Source organism: Stappia taiwanensis, from assembly GCF_014635285.1.
GTDB classification, from domain to species: Bacteria; Pseudomonadota; Alphaproteobacteria; order Rhizobiales; family Stappiaceae; genus Stappia; species Stappia taiwanensis.
On the sequence record NZ_BMCR01000003.1, the window covers coordinates 26180 to 41206 of the forward strand.

Below are 15027 nucleotides of genomic sequence, written 5' to 3' on the forward strand. Positions count from 1 at the left end.
GGAGCGATAAGCCGGAGGGTCAGGCGGCCTTGATGGCTTCGACGGCCGGGTCGATCAGGCCGTATTTCATCTTGTTGGCCTCGGCCCGGAAGAACTGCAGCGAGGCCAGCTCCTCATCGGTGAAGGACGTGGATTTCTTCTCCAGATCCGTCAGATGGTTGGAGGCGTCCTTGTAGGTGGAGATGTAGCCGGAGGCCTTGGTCATCGCCGCGCCGATTTCCGGCGACGACAGGATCGCGTCGAGGAAAATGTACGCATTGTCCGCATTCGGCGCGTTCTTGGCGATGTTGTAGGTGTAGACGAAGCCGTAGGAGCCTTCCTTCGGAATGGTCATGTCCAGCGGGAAGCCGTCATTGATCAGGGCGGCCGCCGGGCCGTTCCAGGAATGGCCGAGGACGATGTCCTGGTTGACGAACATCTGCTGGATTTCCGCGCCGCCATCGTAGTATTTGCGCACCAGCGGCTTGTGCTTGATGAGGAACTGCTTGGCTTCTTCCACGATCCGCGCTGCTTCCTCGGGCTTGTCGAGGTAGGCCACCATGTTTCCGTCATAGCCCATCTTGAGCATGATGATCGACATCATGTCCTGGATGATATAGGCGGTCTGGTTGGCGTATTTCTCCGAGAACAGCGTGTCCCAGGTGCGGGCTTCCTCCGCCGACACATAGTCGGTGTTGTAGGACAGCACCTCCATGCCGGACAGGATCGGCGCGCCCCACTTGTTGCCCTTGATCGTCGACCAGTCGCTTTCGGAGAAGGTGGGGTTGATGTTGCCCCAGTTCTTCAGCCGGCCGGTGTCGAGCGGCGCCAGCAGGTCGCTGTCGATGAACTGCAGGAAGCGGTGTCCGGCCACCGTCATGATGTCGACGGTCGGGTTCGGCTGTTCGGCCGCCAGAAGGTTGAACTGCTTGCCCTGGTCGTCGACGAGCCGGACGTTGACCTTGATGCCGGTGTCGGCCTCGAACTGCTTCTTGAAGCTCTCCGGCACGAAGTTGTTGTAGGTCCAGATGTTGACCTCGCCGCCCGAGGCATGGGCGCGGCGCAGATAGGCCGGGCTGGCGAGCGCCACCGAGCCGATCGCGGCGGCTTTGAGCAGGTGACGGCGGTTGAGCGAGAGTTTGGTCATGTCGGTTTTTCCTTCTGAACGGTTCTTGTGATTGGCCCTTGCCATCGGGGTCAGCACGCCTCTTGCACGGGCGTCGTGTCGAGCCGGCCGGTCTGCGCGGCCTGCCGGAGCTCTTCCAGGCTGAACCGCGTGAGATCGAGCGCGGTCAGCAATTCGTTTTCGGCGGTAAAGTCGCGGCCATACATGGCCGAGAAGATGCGGATGCCGGCTTCATGCAGCGTTGCCGGACGGCCGACCAGCGCACCGAGCGCCACGGTCAGGGCCAGCCCGTAGGGCACGTCCTCGGTGACGTAGCGGCTGTCGGCGGTTGCCGGGCCGGTGCCGCCGTTGCCTTCGGTGTGCATCTGCTGGTTCATCTCGGAGATCGAGGCCACCGGCACATGGAAGGACAGGTGGAAGTGCTCGAAGATGGTGCGCACTTCGAGGCCGAGCGCCTCGGCGATCGCCAGCCGCTCCGTGTCCAGCGCCTCCAAGAGGCGGCCGACATTGGGCGTCACGTTCTGGCCCTGGCTCCAGGTTTCGCCGCGCTCCATGCGGGTCATGTTGCCAAGGGCGATGCCCATGTGGTTCTGCGGATTGAGGTTCGACAGCGAGATCGCCAGAAGCCCGTCGCGGGCCTGGAAGCGGTCGCCGAACAGGCGCCGGCAGACGGCCTGCGCCTCCTCCGACCGGCTGGCCGGGACCGTGCACAAGTCGATCAGCTTGCGCACGGTGTTGACCGTGACCTCGGTGCCCGACTTGCGCCGGCCGGTGACGGCGGTGGTGCCCCAGGCGGTGACTGGCGCGTCGATGCCCCGTTCGGCGAGCAGCCGCATCAGATAGAGCGCCCCCATCGAGGCGTGCGAGGAAATGATAATGTGCTGGCCGGCGCGGATATGCGGGGCAAGCGCGTCCATCACCGCCTTGTGGCCGTAGCCCGGCACGGCGATGACAAGAACGTCGTTGCCGGCCGCCAACTCGGCCGCGCTCGCGGCAAGGCGCGGGGAGAAGGTGGTCTCCAGCGCACCGGTCGCCACCAGCGGGTCTCCATTGGCGAGCGCGGCGGTGCCCTGACCCGAGGGCGACCAGAGCATCGGCTCATGGCCCCGGTCATGCAACAGCGCGGCGGTGGCGAAGGCGATGGAGCCGGCGCCGGCGATCCCGACTCTGGACGGTGCCGCGTCCTCACTCGTCATGAAATGTTCCTCCCGCTTGGTCGTTCCGTATCCGTCCGGATGTGTCTCAGATGAGGCCCGTTTGTACTTCGCCCGGGCGATTCCGCGGCATAATGACGCCTTTGAAGACGCGATAGAAGCCTTGGAAGCCGTGATTGGCGCGGGAAACGCCCGCATCACCAATCAGGGGTTTTACGTATGCCTCAATGCGTGATGCGCCTGTTGACAGATCGGCCGCCGGCATGGGTTACGCCTTCGCCGTCTTGGCGACCGGGTCGCCGAGAACATGCATCAGGCGGTTGGCCCAGCCGAACAGCGCCGAGGACAGGATCAGGTCGAGGATCTCTTCCTCCGACAGGCCGGCCTCGCGCAGCTTGGACATATCCTCGGCACCTGCCTCCGGCGGCGCCTTGGCCAGCTTGACGGCGAAGTCGAAGATGGCGCGGTCGCGCGGCGACAATCGGGCATTGGGGCCGTTGAGGAAGAGCTGGTCGGTGACCTCGGTGCTCTTTTCCAGCTTGGCATGGCGGTCGGCATGGACGGCAGCGCAGTAGATGCAGCGGTTGACCATGGAGGCGGCGAGGGCGCCGACCTCGCGTTCGGCCCGCGACATGCCGCCCGGATCGTACATGATCGCATTGAACAGCGGCGAGCGGACCTTCAGCGATTCCACGTCATGGGCAAGGGTCAGCACATAGGCTGAGACCTTGGTGTTTGACGGGGTGACCTTGAGCGCGTCGAGCTGCTCGGCGCTCGCCTCCTCCAGCTTGACCGGGGTAACGCGCGGCTGCCAGTCCGGAACGGTGCGGGTGAACTTGTGGACGATGCGCGTCATGCCGCGTCTCCCTGCATCAGGCGCAGACCGGCGATCAGCCGGATTTGATAGGCGAGAAAGGCGTTGAGCTCGCACAGGCGGACGATGTCGGCATCGGAAACGCCGGCGGTCTGAAGCGCGGCGATATCCTCGGCGGCAACCTCGGCGGTGCGGGCCGCGACCTTGTCGAAGAACCCGACGACGACGGCAAGGCCCTCGGCGCTGCCGTCCGTTCCGGTGTCGGCGAGCCCGGCGAAAGTCCCGGCCCGTGCGAGATAACGCTCGGCCAGGCCATCATCGCCGTTGAGCCGGGCCACCCGCGCGGCAAGCGCGGCGCGCAGCTCATGCGGGAAGGCACCGGTGTCCTCCGGGGCGAGGACGGCCTCCTCCGCCGCCTGGGTCATCTCCATGATGTTGGCGCGGGTCGCGGTGGCCGCGCCGGTGGCGGTCTCAGCGGCAATGCCGGCGACGCTCAGCGCCGTCGTCTCGAAAATGCTCATGCAACCTGTCCTTCAGTCGCGGTCTCATGCAGCTCGCTCGGCTGCCATTCATCGCCCTTCAGCTCGGGGGTGTCGTAGTCGAGCATCGCCTGCCAATGGGCATTGACGTCCTCGGCATAAAGGGTGGCGGCCATCGCCCGGGCGAGCCAGGCGGCACCTTCCGAGACGCCGGGAATGTCGCCGCTGACCTTGCCCAGGCTCGCCGAGGAGCCGTAGTTGAAGCAGTAGACATTGCCGAGCCAAGGGGCTGTGCCCGGCTGTTTCTCGCGGAAGGTGAAATCCGGGTTGAGATAGGGGAAACGGCCGAGGTCGGCGGATTCCTCACCCTCCGGCGGGGTGTAGACATCCTCCCACAGCAGGATGTCGCTTGCTGCCGCGCCAAACTCGCGCCGCGACAGCGGATCGACGGTGAAGCCGGTGCCCAGGATCAGGAAATCCGCCTCGTAGGAGGTGCCATCGGTGAAGTCGATCCGCACCGCGCCGTTCACCTCGCGGGTGGCGGCCACCCCCTTGCCGAAGTGGAAATAGGCATTGGGATGGCGGCTGACCCGCTTGGTCGAGCCATGCGGCGGCGGGGTCTGGGTCTTGAACGAATACTGCATGAAGCGCCAGCGCCATTCGTCCGGCAACTCGCCGAACCCGGCGGTGAAGCCGAAGCTGCCGATGCCCATCATCTTGTTGATGGTCGGCATCTGCTTGCGGCGGATGAGGTGACGCACCTCCGCCGCGCCGTGTTCCAGGGCTTCGGCGGCATTGTCCACGGCCGAGGCGCCGACGCCGACGACGGCGACCCGCTTGCCCTTGAGGGCGGCAAAGTCGATGGCATCGGCGCTATGGGCCCAGAGCCGGCGCGGCAGGTCGCGGACGAAGCCGGGAATGTTGGGCTCGCCCGTGCCGTCGCGGCCGGTGGCGAAAACGAGTTTGCGGGTGAGGATCGAGGCTTCCTCAGCCCCCGATAGGTGCAGGCGCAGCAGCTCGCCTTCCGGCTCGACCCGGTCCACCGAGACGCCGTTCTCGACCGGAATGTCGAGCGCCTTGCGGTACCAGCGCAGGTAATCCATCCACATCGGGCGGGGGATCTTGTCCATCTCGCGCCAGGCATCGGTGCCGAACTGCGCCCGGTACCAGGCCTGGAAGGTCAGCGCGCCATGACCGAAGGCCGGGCCGGTCAGCTCCTTCGGCGAGCGCAGCGTTTCCATCCGGGCGTAGTTGAGCCAGGGGCCTTCGAAGCCGGCGGGGCTGCGGTCGAGCACCCGGATGTTGCGGACGCCGCCGGTCATCAGGCCGAGCCAGGCGACCATGCCGCACATGCCGCCGCCGATGATCACGACATCGCTCACCCCGTCCTTGCGCGGGATCCAGTCCTTGCCGGGGTAGCAGAGAAACTCAAGGTCCTCCCGCAGGCGTGCCTCAAGTGCGGAAAGGCCAAGGCCGTCGATCGGAGATGCATTGCTCATGGGCTGGGGACTCGCTCTTGCGATGGGATGGGGATCATGTCAGCCGCGCATCGGTGTCCAGCAGGGGTGGAGATCGTCGATGCGGTAGACATGGCTGTGATGGTGATCGGAGCCTGAGGCCGGCGCCTCGCGCAAATGCGGATGGTCGGGCGGCAACTCCGGATGCGCATGCGGCCGGGTCAGCGGATCATGGGCCGGCCAGACGCGGCTGGCCGCCAGTGCCACCAGCGCGGCGAGGCCGCACAGGATCAGAAGCGTGGTCTCAAGGGCGATCCGGCTGGCCAGCCATCCGGCCAGCGGATAGGCCAGCAGCCAGCCGGCGTGGCTGAGGGAAAACTGCGCGGCGAAGACTGAGGCCCGGTCCTCCCGGTTCGACGAACGGGTGATCACCAGCCCGCCGGGCGTCAGCACCAGCGACGACAGCAGGCCGAATCCCGCCCAGACTGCGAAGGGAAGGGCGGCGAAGGGAAGCGCGGCGGCGACCGGTGGCGACAGCGCGAATCCGGCGCCAAGCGCGGCGAAGCCGAAGACGCCCATCAGCATGCTCGAGCGCTCGGACCGGCGTTCGACCAGACGCGGCACGAGCAGGGCGCCAAGCGCTGCGCCGCCGCCATAACACGCCATCAGCAGCGGATAGAGGGTTTCCGCATCGCCAAAACGGCGGCCGGCGTAGACCACCGTGTTCACCAGAACCCAGGCCATGGCGAGCGACAGGGCAAGGTTCAGCAGAAAGAGACCGCGCAGCCGCGGGGTGCGGCGGTAGATCCGGAGACCCTTCGCGGCGCGCGCCAGAAAGCGGACACCGGGAGCGGCGGCGGCGGTTGCCGGAAAGGCGGTGGTCAGCAGGAAGGCGACCGAGCCGGCAAAGGCAAGGGCGGCGAAGAGAAACAGGGTCTCCGGCGCCACCAGCCGCAGCACCAGTGCGGCGATGACCGGGCTCAGCACCGCCTCCAGCGTATAGGCGATGCGCGACCAGGCAAGCGCCCGGGTATAGGTCTCTTCATCCGGCAGCACGTCCGGAATGACCGACTGGAACAGCGGGGTGAAGCCGGCGGCCAGCACGAAAAAGGCGAAGGCAAGCCCGGCGATCTGCCAGGTCTCGGTGACAAACAGCATCGGCAGCAGAAGCAGCATCCGGCCCGCGTCGAGCCCGACCATCACCTGCTTGCGATTTCGCCCGGCGAACAGGCCCTCGGCCAGCGGGGCGAGCCCGACATAGGCGACCATCTTCAAGGCCAGCAGCATTCCCAGAACGCGCCCGCCCGCCGCATCGCCGCCGATTCGATAGGCGGCGAGGGAGAGCGCGACCGTCAGCAGCCCGACCCCGAGCAGAGAGCAAATCTGCGCGGCGAACAATGTCCGGAAGGCGGGGTGCGACAGGGGACTTTTCAAGAGACGAGGCTCGCTTCTCTCTGGTCGACGGGGGTGAACCGGGCGGTTCGAGGGTCCACCCGATAGCATGGAATGTAATCTTGAGCGACTAAGGCAAGGTCATCCACAGCTTGGATGACCCGGTCGACCTTTTCATCGCTCATCAGGGCGGAAAGATTGAGGCGAACCCAGCCGGGTTTCTCCGTTTCCCGCCCTGCGCGAATGTCCGCGAGCATTGCATCCGAGCGGGTTTGATCGAGGCCAAGCAGACGATGGGCGTAGGCGCCGGCGCAGGCACAGCCGCCGCGTGCCTGGATGCCGTGCACGTCGCTGAGCAGCCGGGTGAAAAGCTGGTGGTGAACCAGCCCACCGGCGCCATCGCGAACGCGGAACGAGAAGATCGGCAGCGCGGTGGCGGGCGCCTTGCCCAGAAGATCGATGCGCGGGTTGCGCGACCAGACGGCGAGCGCGCGGCGGCGCAATGCTTGCTGCCGCTCGGTCAGCCAGTCCTGCCCCACCGCTTCCTTGACCAGCATGGCAAGCGCGGTGCGAATGTCGCCGATGACATTGGGGGTGCCGCCTTCCTCGCGCGCGGCAAGATTGGCGGAATAAGCATGGCCCCAGGGAGAGACGAAGCTGACCGTGCCGCCGCCGGGCAGGGTCGGCCGGGTGCGGCGGGCAATGGCATCGCGCACCACCATGACGCCGGAGCCGCCCGGGCCGCCGGGGAACTTGTGCGGCGAAAAGACGATGGCGTCACGCTCCGCATCGGTGCCGGGCTTCATCTCCATCGGCATGTAGGGTCCGCCGCAGCCGAAATCCCAGATCGCCAGCGCGCCATGGCGCTTCAGGCAACGGGTGACCGCGTCCACATCGGTGAGGATGCCGGTCACATTGGAGGCGGCGGAAAAGGCGCCGACGATCAGCTCCGCACCGGCAGCACTGGTGAGCGCGTCTTCCAGCGCGGCCATGTCCGGCCCGCCCTCCGGGGCTTCCGGGATCTCGATGACCTCGGCGCCGCTTTCGCGCCAGGGCAAGAGATTGGAATGGTGTTCGTAAGGGCCGATCAGCACCACCGCCCGCCCGCCGCCAGCGGTGATCGCGGCGATGTCGAGCAGGCCGACGATCCGGTTGATGCCGGCGGTGGAGCCGGAGCCGGTGAAGACGACGCTCATGCTGTTATCGGCGCCGACCAGCCGGGCGATCTGTGCCCGGGCTTCCTCGCGCAGACGGGTGCAGTAGCTGCCGCAAAAGGACGCCTGGGTGTGGCTGTTGGCGTAATAGGGCAGGACCCGGTCGCGAATGAAATCCTCCACCTGCACCAGCGCCCGCCCCGAGGCGACATAATCGGCATAAAGCAACGGCTTCTCGCCGAACGGGCCGTCGATCGGCACGCCGTCGCCAATCAAACCGTCGCGGATCCGCTCTCGGATATCCGGCTGGCGAAGGGACTGGATGAAATCGGAAAGAGGGGACATTCGAGCTCCGAGGCTGAAACTTTCCGACAGTTTGACATCAAATACGTAGGTATTTTCACATAAATCACTCTTGGTTTTGGAAAGATTCGATCATATGATCGAGGAATGACCCATAAACTCGATCATTTTGACCGCCGCCTTCTGGAAGAGTTGCAGCGGGATTCCGCCCAGTCGCAACGAGCGCTCAGCGAGCGGATCGGTCTGTCGCAAAACGCCTGTTGGCGGCGCCTGAAGGCGCTGGAGGAAGCGGGCGTCATCCGCCACAGGACCGTGGTTCTGGACCGGAACCAGTTGCAGGCGGGGCTGGTGGTGTTCGTCATGGTCAAGACGCGGCACCATTCGGCAAGCTGGCTGCAGCGATTCCGGCGGCATGTCTCCACCATCCCGGAAGTGATCGACTTTTTCCGGATCGGTGGCGAATACGACTACCTTCTGAAGATCATCACCCGCGACATGGTCAGCTATGACGAGGTCTACAAGCGGCTGATCGACGAGGTGGAACTGGAGACCGTGACCTCCTTCTTTGCCATGGAGGCGATCGAGGAGCAGCGGCCGATTCCCCTCGCGTGACGGGGGCGGCGTTCGCCCGCGCCGTGACGACGTGCCGCATGGGGGCGGTTGGCGAAAGGCGCGACGTCAGCCGGCCGCCTTCCCGGTGCGAATTGGCCGGAAGCCTTGGAGGGGCGCGAGGCGCTGCCTAAGTCATTGGTCGGACACTTCTCACGAAACAGGAGTTCGGACATGGCCGATGGAACGAAGATGGCGCCGGCTGCGCGGCGCAGCCTGCTGGTTCAGGGCTTTACCAACAGTGTGCTCGATCCGAACGGCGAGATGCTCGGGCCGGTCGAGAATGGCGGTACCGTCATCGCCAACACCGCGCCGGGCTGCTGGGGGCCGATGATCACGCCGCGCCTGCGCGGTGGCCATGAGGTCACCCGGCCGGTGCGGGTCGAGGGCGCCGAGCCGGGCGATGGGCTGGCGATCCGCATTCGCGACATCACCGTCACCTCGATTGCCACCGCATCTGGCCATGACACCTCGCCGGAAGGCTTTTGCCTCGGCGATCCTTATGTGGCCGCGCGCTGTCCGACCTGCGACACGGTCTGGCCGGAAACCCATGTGGAGGGCATTGGCCAGGACGCGGTGAAATGCGACGTTTGCGGCAATGCGGTAAAGCCCTTTGAGGTGGAGCATGGCTATACGGTCACTTTCGACGACACCCGCACGGTCGGTCTGACCCTGCCGCAGGCGGCGGCGGAGACCATCGCCCACAACGCCAACCACTATGCCGCGCTGCCGGACGAAAGCCGTCAGCACTCGATCCTGACCTATGCGCCCTCCGACATGCCGGGAACGCTGGTGCGCATGCGGCCGTTCCTCGGCCAACTCGGCACCTGCCCGTCTAGGGCCATGCCGGACAGTCACAACGCGGGCGACTTTGGCGCCTTCCTTGTCGGCGCGCCGCATGACTACGCCATCACCGCGGAGGAGCTGGCCGAGCACAAGACCGACGGGCACATGGACATCGATGCGGTGCGTGCCGGGGCGATCCTGGTTGCGCCGGTGAAGGTGTCGGGTGCGGGGCTCTACATGGGCGACATGCACGCCGGGCAGGGGGATGGCGAGATCGCCGGGCACACCATGGATGTCGCCGGCAGCGTGACGCTGCAGGTCGAGGTGGTGAAGAATTACCCGCTCGACGGGCCGGTGCTGTTCCCGCTGCTTGAGGATCTGCTGCCGCTCGCCCGGCCCTTCTCCGAGGAGGAAAAGACCAAGGGGCAGCGCCTGGCCGCGAAATGGGGCGTGTCGGAGATGGAGCCGCTGGCACCGATTTCGGTGATCGGCACGGCAGCCAACCTCAACGATGCCATCGAGAACGGCCTTGCCCGCGCGGCCAAGTTGCTCGGCGTCACCGTGCCCGAGGTGCGCAACCGGGCCACCATCAACGGCGCGATCGAGATCGGCCGGGCGCCCGGCGTCATCCAGGTGACCTTCCTGGCGCCGCTCGCCAAGCTCGATGCGGTCGGGCTCGGCGACTACGCGCGGGAACAATACGGCCTCTGAGCCGGCACGTTCCCTGATCTCTTCCGCTACGGCCCCATCGGGTCGTGGCGGATTTTGTATCCGGGGAGAGGGCTTTCTAGCCCGCGCCTTCCGGCAAGACCCCTGACGCAGCCAGAAGCTGCCCGGCAAGATAGAGCCCGATGCCGAAGGACAGATGCGCAATGAGACTGCGGGAGCGGGCTGTCCAGGGCTTCGGCGTTCGTGACGCGGCGATGCCGGCGCCCAATCCCGGCTGCATCAGCAGGAACGGCGCCAGCACGCTGGCGAGACCGATGATCAGCGCCGGAGCGAGGCTCGGCTGGCTTGCCCATCCCGGCTCCCAGACGAATAGAAGCACGGCGGCGAAGAGAACGCCGATGGCGTAATGCGCCGTCCAGCCCAGGAAGGCCTCGCGGCGGACCGGTGCGGCCTTGCCGATGGCGTCATGGCTGAAGCGCCCCTGCCGGAAATGGCCGATCCAGCGGCCCACCAACCGGTAGTCGAGCGCGGGAATTCCGAACAGGCGTTTTTGCAGGAGTGCCCAAAGGTCCATGAAGGCTGTGGCGCCAACGCCAATCGCCAGAGCTCCGATCATTCCCGGCAGCATGTTTCCCGTCACCCGTCTCTCCTTCAGACTGCGTTGGCTCCTAGTGGAGGTCCTTCGCTTCATCATTCAATAGATTTATTGATTGATGAAGCGATGAAGGACATCTGTCAACGGCGAAGAGAAGTCCGTGCCTGTCAGTCAGTCCCGCAACACGGTGTCGAGCGCCTCGGCGCCTGCCTGAAAGGTCTGGTCGTAGTCGCCCGGTCCGCCGATCACATAGCGGTAGTCGAGCCCAAGCCGCCGACTCAGCCAGAAATAGGTGCTCTTGACGAAATTCTCCGGAAAAATTTCCACCACCTGGGTGCCCGGCCGACAGAACAGCAGGTTGGTGAGCCCAGCCCCGTGCACGGCGACAACCCGGTCCGCAGCATGGAAGGTCTCCACCTGTTCCGCGAAATTGCCGTAGTGGGCGATGAAGGGCGTGTAGCCATGCTGGTCGAGCACCGCGCGAACCGCTTGTTCGTCGGTCATGCGCCTGAGCTTGGCCGTGCCGCGATCGAGAAAGACCCGTTTGGTGCGCGTGCTGTTCTGAGGGGCGTCGTTGCCATCGCGCAGGATCCGGGTCAGCCGGGCGGCAAGGTCCCGGGTCACCGGCATCCATTCGTAGTTGGTGCCGAGTGCGGCAATCCACTCCAGAGTACCGCCGGACAGCCGCTCATCCTTGCCGAACTCCTCGACGCTGAGGCAGGGGTACGCGTCGAGGAGAGCAGCGCAAACCTGTTGCTGCGCCGGATGTCCGCCGGACGGAACCAGTGCCGTCAGCGGCAGCTCCGCCGGGTGGCCCTCGAGCGCGGCGAGGAGCGGCAGAATGTCATTGGCGAAAAGGTGATAATAATGCCCCATATTGGGCAGCAGCACGTATCGCCCGGCGGCGAGCTGGCGGCGTTTCAACCGCGCCGGCTTGCTGAAGTTCCAGTTCGGTCGCGATCCGTCGAGATTGACGAGCGCCTGTTCCTGTGGTCGGAAGATCGTGCCGGTGTGGCCAAGCACCTCACAATTCTCAAGCACGGCCAGTTGCCTTCGCATGAGCGTCTCGCCGGATTCATTGCCCTTTGTGTCGCCAGTGTCGTTGCTGGCCGCAGGGCGCAAGATATCGCGGACTTCCTCGGGTGTAACGTCGACCTGCCAGCGCTCCCGCCGGTCTTCCAGCACCTTGGCGGCACAATCGACCGCCCGAAGGCTGATCAAGGGGAAGGCAAAGGCCCGTCCAAGCGGAGGGCAGAGCCGGACCGCACCGCGCATGAAGGACCAGCGTAGGCGGCGGACGCTCAGGATCTGTCGGAGTTTGGATTTCTTGCGCGCCATCAGCGGCAGCTTGTCCTCTGTGCGGCGGAGTGCGCCGGGTGATATTGCATGCGGCCGACCGCTCAGCGGGGATGGCCTTAATCTGATGGCTTGTCATGCCACAGCGAGGGTGCGAAGAACACCTCCGGCTCACCTGTGGGCAGATCGCATCGCAGGGGCCCCAGCGGTGCGGGCGAATGAAGCAGATCAAGAGGAAGTTTTGGAATGGGCGAGGCGCCGAGAGTAACGATCGGGCTTCCGGTCTATAATGGCGAAGACCTGATGCGTGAGTGCCTGGCCTCGATCGAGGCGCAGACCTATCCGCACTTTATCGTCAATATCCATGACAATGCCTCGACCGACCGGACGGTCGCGATTGCGGAGGAATTTGCCGCCCGGGACGCGCGGTTCCGCATTCATCGCAATCCGGTCAACGTCGGGTCGGAGAAGAACTTCCTTGATGCACTGGATCGCGCCGACACGGAGTTCTTCCTGTGGCGCGCCGACGATGATCTGACCTCGCCGGACTTTCTTGAGCGCATGGTCGCCCGCCTTGACGAGACGCCGGGAGCGGTGCTGGCAGTCGCCCGCGTGGAGTCGCGCAAGCCAAGCAAGGGACGGGTGAAGGAAATCGCCTTTCCGGAAAACTGGCCCGGTCCGCGCGTTCTCAACATCGTGCGGCATATGTTTCTGTCGCACCCCTCCTGGATCTACGGATTGTGGCGCACGGATGCTCTACGGCGCCACTATCGCGAGACCTGGGAAAAATACCCCGTTGGCTGGGCCAATGACCACCTGGTTCTGCTTGGCGTGATCCTTGATGATGCGGTGGTCGGCGACAATCAGGCCTGTTTCATCCAACGGATCGGTGCGCGCAAGGGGCAGCTCAGCGCCCCTAAGCGGCGTCGGCCGCTCGACGAGTTGCTTGCCGACAAGGAGGCCTCACTTACCCGATTCCGGCCCTTGTGCCGGCAGGCGGTCGAGGAGCGGGAATGGAGCCCGCTTGAGCGCTTCGTCCTCAACCGGGTGATCGACCGCTATGCCTATTTCCGTGTTCGGTCCTCGCCTTGGCGGGTCTGGAAGTTGCGCATGCGCAAGAAACTGACAGGAGTCCTTGGCAGGAGCTGAGCCCCGGTCCGCGCATCAGCCGCCGTGGGCTGATGCTCAGTTTTCATGTCAGCGACGCAGGATTTCTTCCAGGGCCGCCGCCACCCGGTTCACCTTGGCCTCGTCCATGTGATAGCCGGACGGCAGGTTGACCCCCACCCGGGCAATCTCGTGACCGACCGGATCTGACGGCAGGAACCGGGCGCTTTCCGGCCGTTCCGCATAGGCGGGAAGGGTCGAAAGCGGCGTGAAGAATGGACGGGAATCGATGCCGCGGGCTTTCAGGCCCTCCATAATGGCGAATTTGTCGAGGCCGTAGTCGGCGTCGGGCACGATGGTGACCATCCAATAGGAATTGCTGGTGCCGGCCGGCTCGGTATTGAGGGCCACGCCTTGCAGGTTGGCGAGCCGGTCCCGGTACCAGGCGAAGATCTGGCGTTTCTGGGCGATCAGCTCGTCGAAACGCTCCATCTGGCCGAGGCCAAGGGCAGCCTGAACCGCACTCATCTTGTACTTGAAGGCCACTTCCGTGTTGAGGAAGAAGCGGTCGCCAGGCGGGCGGCCATGATCGCGCAGGGTCATCACGCGGGCATGCAGCGCGTCGTCGCTGGTCACCAGCATTCCCCCCTCGCCGGTGGCCACCGTCTTTGAGCCGTGAAAGGAGAACACGCCGATATCGCCAAGGCTTCCGGCCTGCTGTCCGGCATAGGTCGATCCCAGGGCTTCGGCGGAATCCTCCAGGAGGAACAGGTCATGCGCGTCGGCGATGGCGCGCAGGCGCTGCCAGTCGGCCATGGAGCCGTAGAGGTCGACAGCGATGATCGCCCGGGTCTTGTCCGTGATCGCCGCAACGACGGCGTCGGGATCGATACACCATGTCTCCTTGAGACTGTCGACGAACACCGGTGTTGCGCCGACATAGCTCACTGGAGCCACTGATGCGATCCAGGTGACGTCCGGAACGATCACCTCGTCTCCCGGGCCGATGCCGCGCGCGGCAAGTGCCAGGTGGATGGCGGCCGTGCAATGGGGCAGGCTGACTGCGTGCTTGGCTCCGACAGTCTCGGCGAACAGGGCTTCGAAACGGGCGTTGAAGGCGTTGTGATTCTGATACCAGGCATTGCGAGCCGCATCAGCTGCATAGGCCACCTCCCGATCTGTGATGGAAGGTCCGGCAACGGGCAGGAAATCGTCTGCGATGGACATATGGGCTTCAAGGCTCCTCGCATATGGGATCCCTGCTTGTGCCATAGGCCACGCATCCCGCGCAATCGACCAATTTTGACCTTGGCCTTGCCTTCGTTCGCGGCTAGGTTCGCGCAAATTTCAGGAAGGACAAGCTGGTGAAAGACGATCGCGCGGAGTTCGAGGAAAACAAGCGTCGCCAGTCCGTGGCGCTGGGCAAGGATACGGCCGTCTTCGAGAAGAGCCTCGATACGATGGTCGCGCTCGATACCTATGACTACTCCTACCTCTGGAGCTGGATGGGGGTGCCGATCATCCAGTTCCCGGCCGATGTGATGGCGACCCAGGAAGTGATCTGGGCGACCAAGCCGGATGTGATCATCGAAACCGGTGTTGCCCGGGGCGGATCGGTGATCTTCATGGCATCGCTGCTCGAGATGCTCGGCAAGGGCAAGGTCATCGGTGTCGATATCGACATTCGTGCGCACAATCGCGACAGCATCGAAAGCCACCCGATGTCGAAGCGGATCGAGCTCGTGGAAGGCTCTTCCGTTGGCGAGGAAACCCTGGCTCGCGTGCGCGATATGATCCCGGAGGGCGCCTCGGTGATGGTGGTGCTCGATTCCGACCATTCCCGCGATCATGTGCTGGCCGAGTTGCGCGCCTATGGTCCGCTTGTCACCAAGGGGTGCTACATGGTCGTCGCCGATACGGCCGTTGGCCACCTTGATGCGGATCGGGCGCCGACGAAGCGTTCAAAGATCTGGTACAAGGGCAACGAGCCGTTGACCGCCCTGCGCATGTACATGAACGAGGCCGACATGTTCGAGATCGATGAAGAGCTGAATGGCAAGCTCGTGATGTCCTCGTCGCCGGGCGGGTACATCGTAAGGCGATAGAC

The 15027-nt window shown here is 65.0% G+C and carries 14 protein-coding genes; 4 read left to right on the forward strand and 10 right to left on the reverse strand.

Annotated features, from left to right (window positions below):
* Nucleotides 1-19: 19 nt before the first annotated feature.
* From IEV83_RS07530 to IEV83_RS07560, 7 genes are all read right to left on the reverse strand, one after another.
* Nucleotides 20-1126 carry an ABC transporter substrate-binding protein gene (locus IEV83_RS07530; RefSeq protein WP_181760857.1) on the reverse strand — a complete coding sequence of 369 codons (1107 nt, stop codon included), beginning with the start codon at nt 1124-1126 and terminating at the stop codon, nt 20-22.
* A 50-nt stretch (nt 1127-1176) separates the two neighbouring features.
* Nucleotides 1177-2301, reverse strand: coding sequence for an NAD/NADP-dependent octopine/nopaline dehydrogenase family protein (locus tag IEV83_RS07535; RefSeq protein WP_181760856.1), 1125 nt, complete (start codon nt 2299-2301; stop codon nt 1177-1179).
* A 226-nt stretch (nt 2302-2527) separates the two neighbouring features.
* Complete coding sequence (locus tag IEV83_RS07540; RefSeq protein ID WP_181760855.1) at nt 2528-3115, reverse strand: peroxidase-related enzyme; 588 nt, start codon at nt 3113-3115, stop codon at nt 2528-2530.
* The gene (locus IEV83_RS07545) at nt 3112-3594 is read right to left on the reverse strand and encodes a carboxymuconolactone decarboxylase family protein (protein ID WP_181760854.1); all 483 of its coding nucleotides are present in this window, start codon (nt 3592-3594) and stop codon (nt 3112-3114) included. Before IEV83_RS07545 ends, IEV83_RS07540 begins: the two co-directional genes overlap by 4 nt.
* A complete protein-coding gene (locus tag IEV83_RS07550; RefSeq protein ID WP_181760853.1) occupies nt 3591-5051 on the reverse strand; it encodes an NAD(P)-binding domain-containing protein in 1461 nt (486 codons plus the stop codon). The genes IEV83_RS07545 and IEV83_RS07550 overlap by 4 nt, the downstream gene beginning before the upstream one ends.
* A 39-nt stretch (nt 5052-5090) precedes the next feature.
* Entirely contained in the window at nt 5091-6443 is a 1353-nt protein-coding gene (locus IEV83_RS07555) for an MFS transporter (protein ID WP_181760852.1), read from the reverse strand.
* Nucleotides 6440-7900, reverse strand: coding sequence for an aminotransferase class V-fold PLP-dependent enzyme (locus IEV83_RS07560; RefSeq protein ID WP_181760851.1), 1461 nt, complete (start codon nt 7898-7900; stop codon nt 6440-6442). The genes IEV83_RS07555 and IEV83_RS07560 overlap by 4 nt, the downstream gene beginning before the upstream one ends.
* 105 nt (nt 7901-8005) lie before the next feature.
* Here IEV83_RS07560 and IEV83_RS07565 point away from each other — a divergent pair, with 105 nt between their 5' ends.
* Nucleotides 8006-8470, forward strand: coding sequence for an Lrp/AsnC family transcriptional regulator (locus tag IEV83_RS07565; protein ID WP_181760850.1), 465 nt, complete (start codon nt 8006-8008; stop codon nt 8468-8470).
* A gap of 171 nt (nt 8471-8641) precedes the next feature.
* Nucleotides 8642-9964, forward strand: a complete 1323-nt coding sequence (locus IEV83_RS07570) for an acetamidase/formamidase family protein (RefSeq protein ID WP_181760849.1) — start codon at nt 8642-8644, stop codon at nt 9962-9964.
* 76 nt (nt 9965-10040) lie between these two features.
* Here IEV83_RS07570 and IEV83_RS07575 read toward each other — a convergent pair whose 3' ends face one another.
* Both IEV83_RS07575 and IEV83_RS07580 read right to left on the reverse strand, forming a co-directional pair.
* Complete coding sequence (locus IEV83_RS07575; protein WP_244628107.1) at nt 10041-10562, reverse strand: DUF2938 domain-containing protein; 522 nt, start codon at nt 10560-10562, stop codon at nt 10041-10043.
* Nucleotides 10563-10688: 126 nt separating this feature from the next.
* Nucleotides 10689-11855, reverse strand: coding sequence for a glycosyltransferase family 61 protein (locus tag IEV83_RS07580; RefSeq protein ID WP_181760848.1), 1167 nt, complete (start codon nt 11853-11855; stop codon nt 10689-10691).
* Nucleotides 11856-12059: 204 nt separating this feature from the next.
* Here IEV83_RS07580 and IEV83_RS07585 point away from each other — a divergent pair, with 204 nt between their 5' ends.
* Nucleotides 12060-12962 (forward strand): glycosyltransferase family 2 protein, encoded by a 903-nt coding sequence (locus tag IEV83_RS07585; protein ID WP_181760847.1) that lies wholly within the window; start codon nt 12060-12062, stop codon nt 12960-12962.
* 48 nt (nt 12963-13010) lie between these two features.
* Here IEV83_RS07585 and IEV83_RS07590 read toward each other — a convergent pair whose 3' ends face one another.
* Complete coding sequence (locus tag IEV83_RS07590) at nt 13011-14147, reverse strand: DegT/DnrJ/EryC1/StrS family aminotransferase (RefSeq protein ID WP_181760846.1); 1137 nt, start codon at nt 14145-14147, stop codon at nt 13011-13013.
* A gap of 134 nt (nt 14148-14281) precedes the next feature.
* On the opposite strand from IEV83_RS07590, the gene IEV83_RS07595 reads away from it, so the two are divergent.
* Nucleotides 14282-15025: a cephalosporin hydroxylase family protein gene (locus IEV83_RS07595; protein WP_181760899.1), complete on the forward strand. Its 744-nt coding sequence runs from the start codon at nt 14282-14284 to the stop codon at nt 15023-15025.
* Nucleotides 15026-15027: the final 2 nt, after the last annotated feature.

Bases quoted from the DNA above. Each gene is read 5' to 3' on its own strand.
- IEV83_RS07530 (WP_181760857.1), bottom strand. From the start codon at position 1,126: ATGACCAAACTCTCGCTCAACCGCCGTCACCTGCTCAAAGCCGCCGCG.
- IEV83_RS07535 (WP_181760856.1), bottom strand. From the start codon at position 2,301: ATGACGAGTGAGGACGCGGCACCGTCCAGAGTCGGGATCGCCGGCGCC.
- IEV83_RS07540 (WP_181760855.1), bottom strand. From the start codon at position 3,115: ATGACGCGCATCGTCCACAAGTTCACCCGCACCGTTCCGGACTGGCAG.
- IEV83_RS07545 (WP_181760854.1), bottom strand. From the start codon at position 3,594: ATGAGCATTTTCGAGACGACGGCGCTGAGCGTCGCCGGCATTGCCGCT.
- IEV83_RS07550 (WP_181760853.1), bottom strand. From the start codon at position 5,051: ATGAGCAATGCATCTCCGATCGACGGCCTTGGCCTTTCCGCACTTGAG.
- IEV83_RS07560 (WP_181760851.1), bottom strand. From the start codon at position 7,900: ATGTCCCCTCTTTCCGATTTCATCCAGTCCCTTCGCCAGCCGGATATC.
- IEV83_RS07565 (WP_181760850.1), top strand. From the start codon at position 8,006: ATGACCCATAAACTCGATCATTTTGACCGCCGCCTTCTGGAAGAGTTG.
- IEV83_RS07570 (WP_181760849.1), top strand. From the start codon at position 8,642: ATGGCCGATGGAACGAAGATGGCGCCGGCTGCGCGGCGCAGCCTGCTG.
- IEV83_RS07580 (WP_181760848.1), bottom strand. From the start codon at position 11,855: ATGGCGCGCAAGAAATCCAAACTCCGACAGATCCTGAGCGTCCGCCGC.
- IEV83_RS07585 (WP_181760847.1), top strand. From the start codon at position 12,060: ATGGGCGAGGCGCCGAGAGTAACGATCGGGCTTCCGGTCTATAATGGC.
- IEV83_RS07590 (WP_181760846.1), bottom strand. From the start codon at position 14,147: ATGTCCATCGCAGACGATTTCCTGCCCGTTGCCGGACCTTCCATCACA.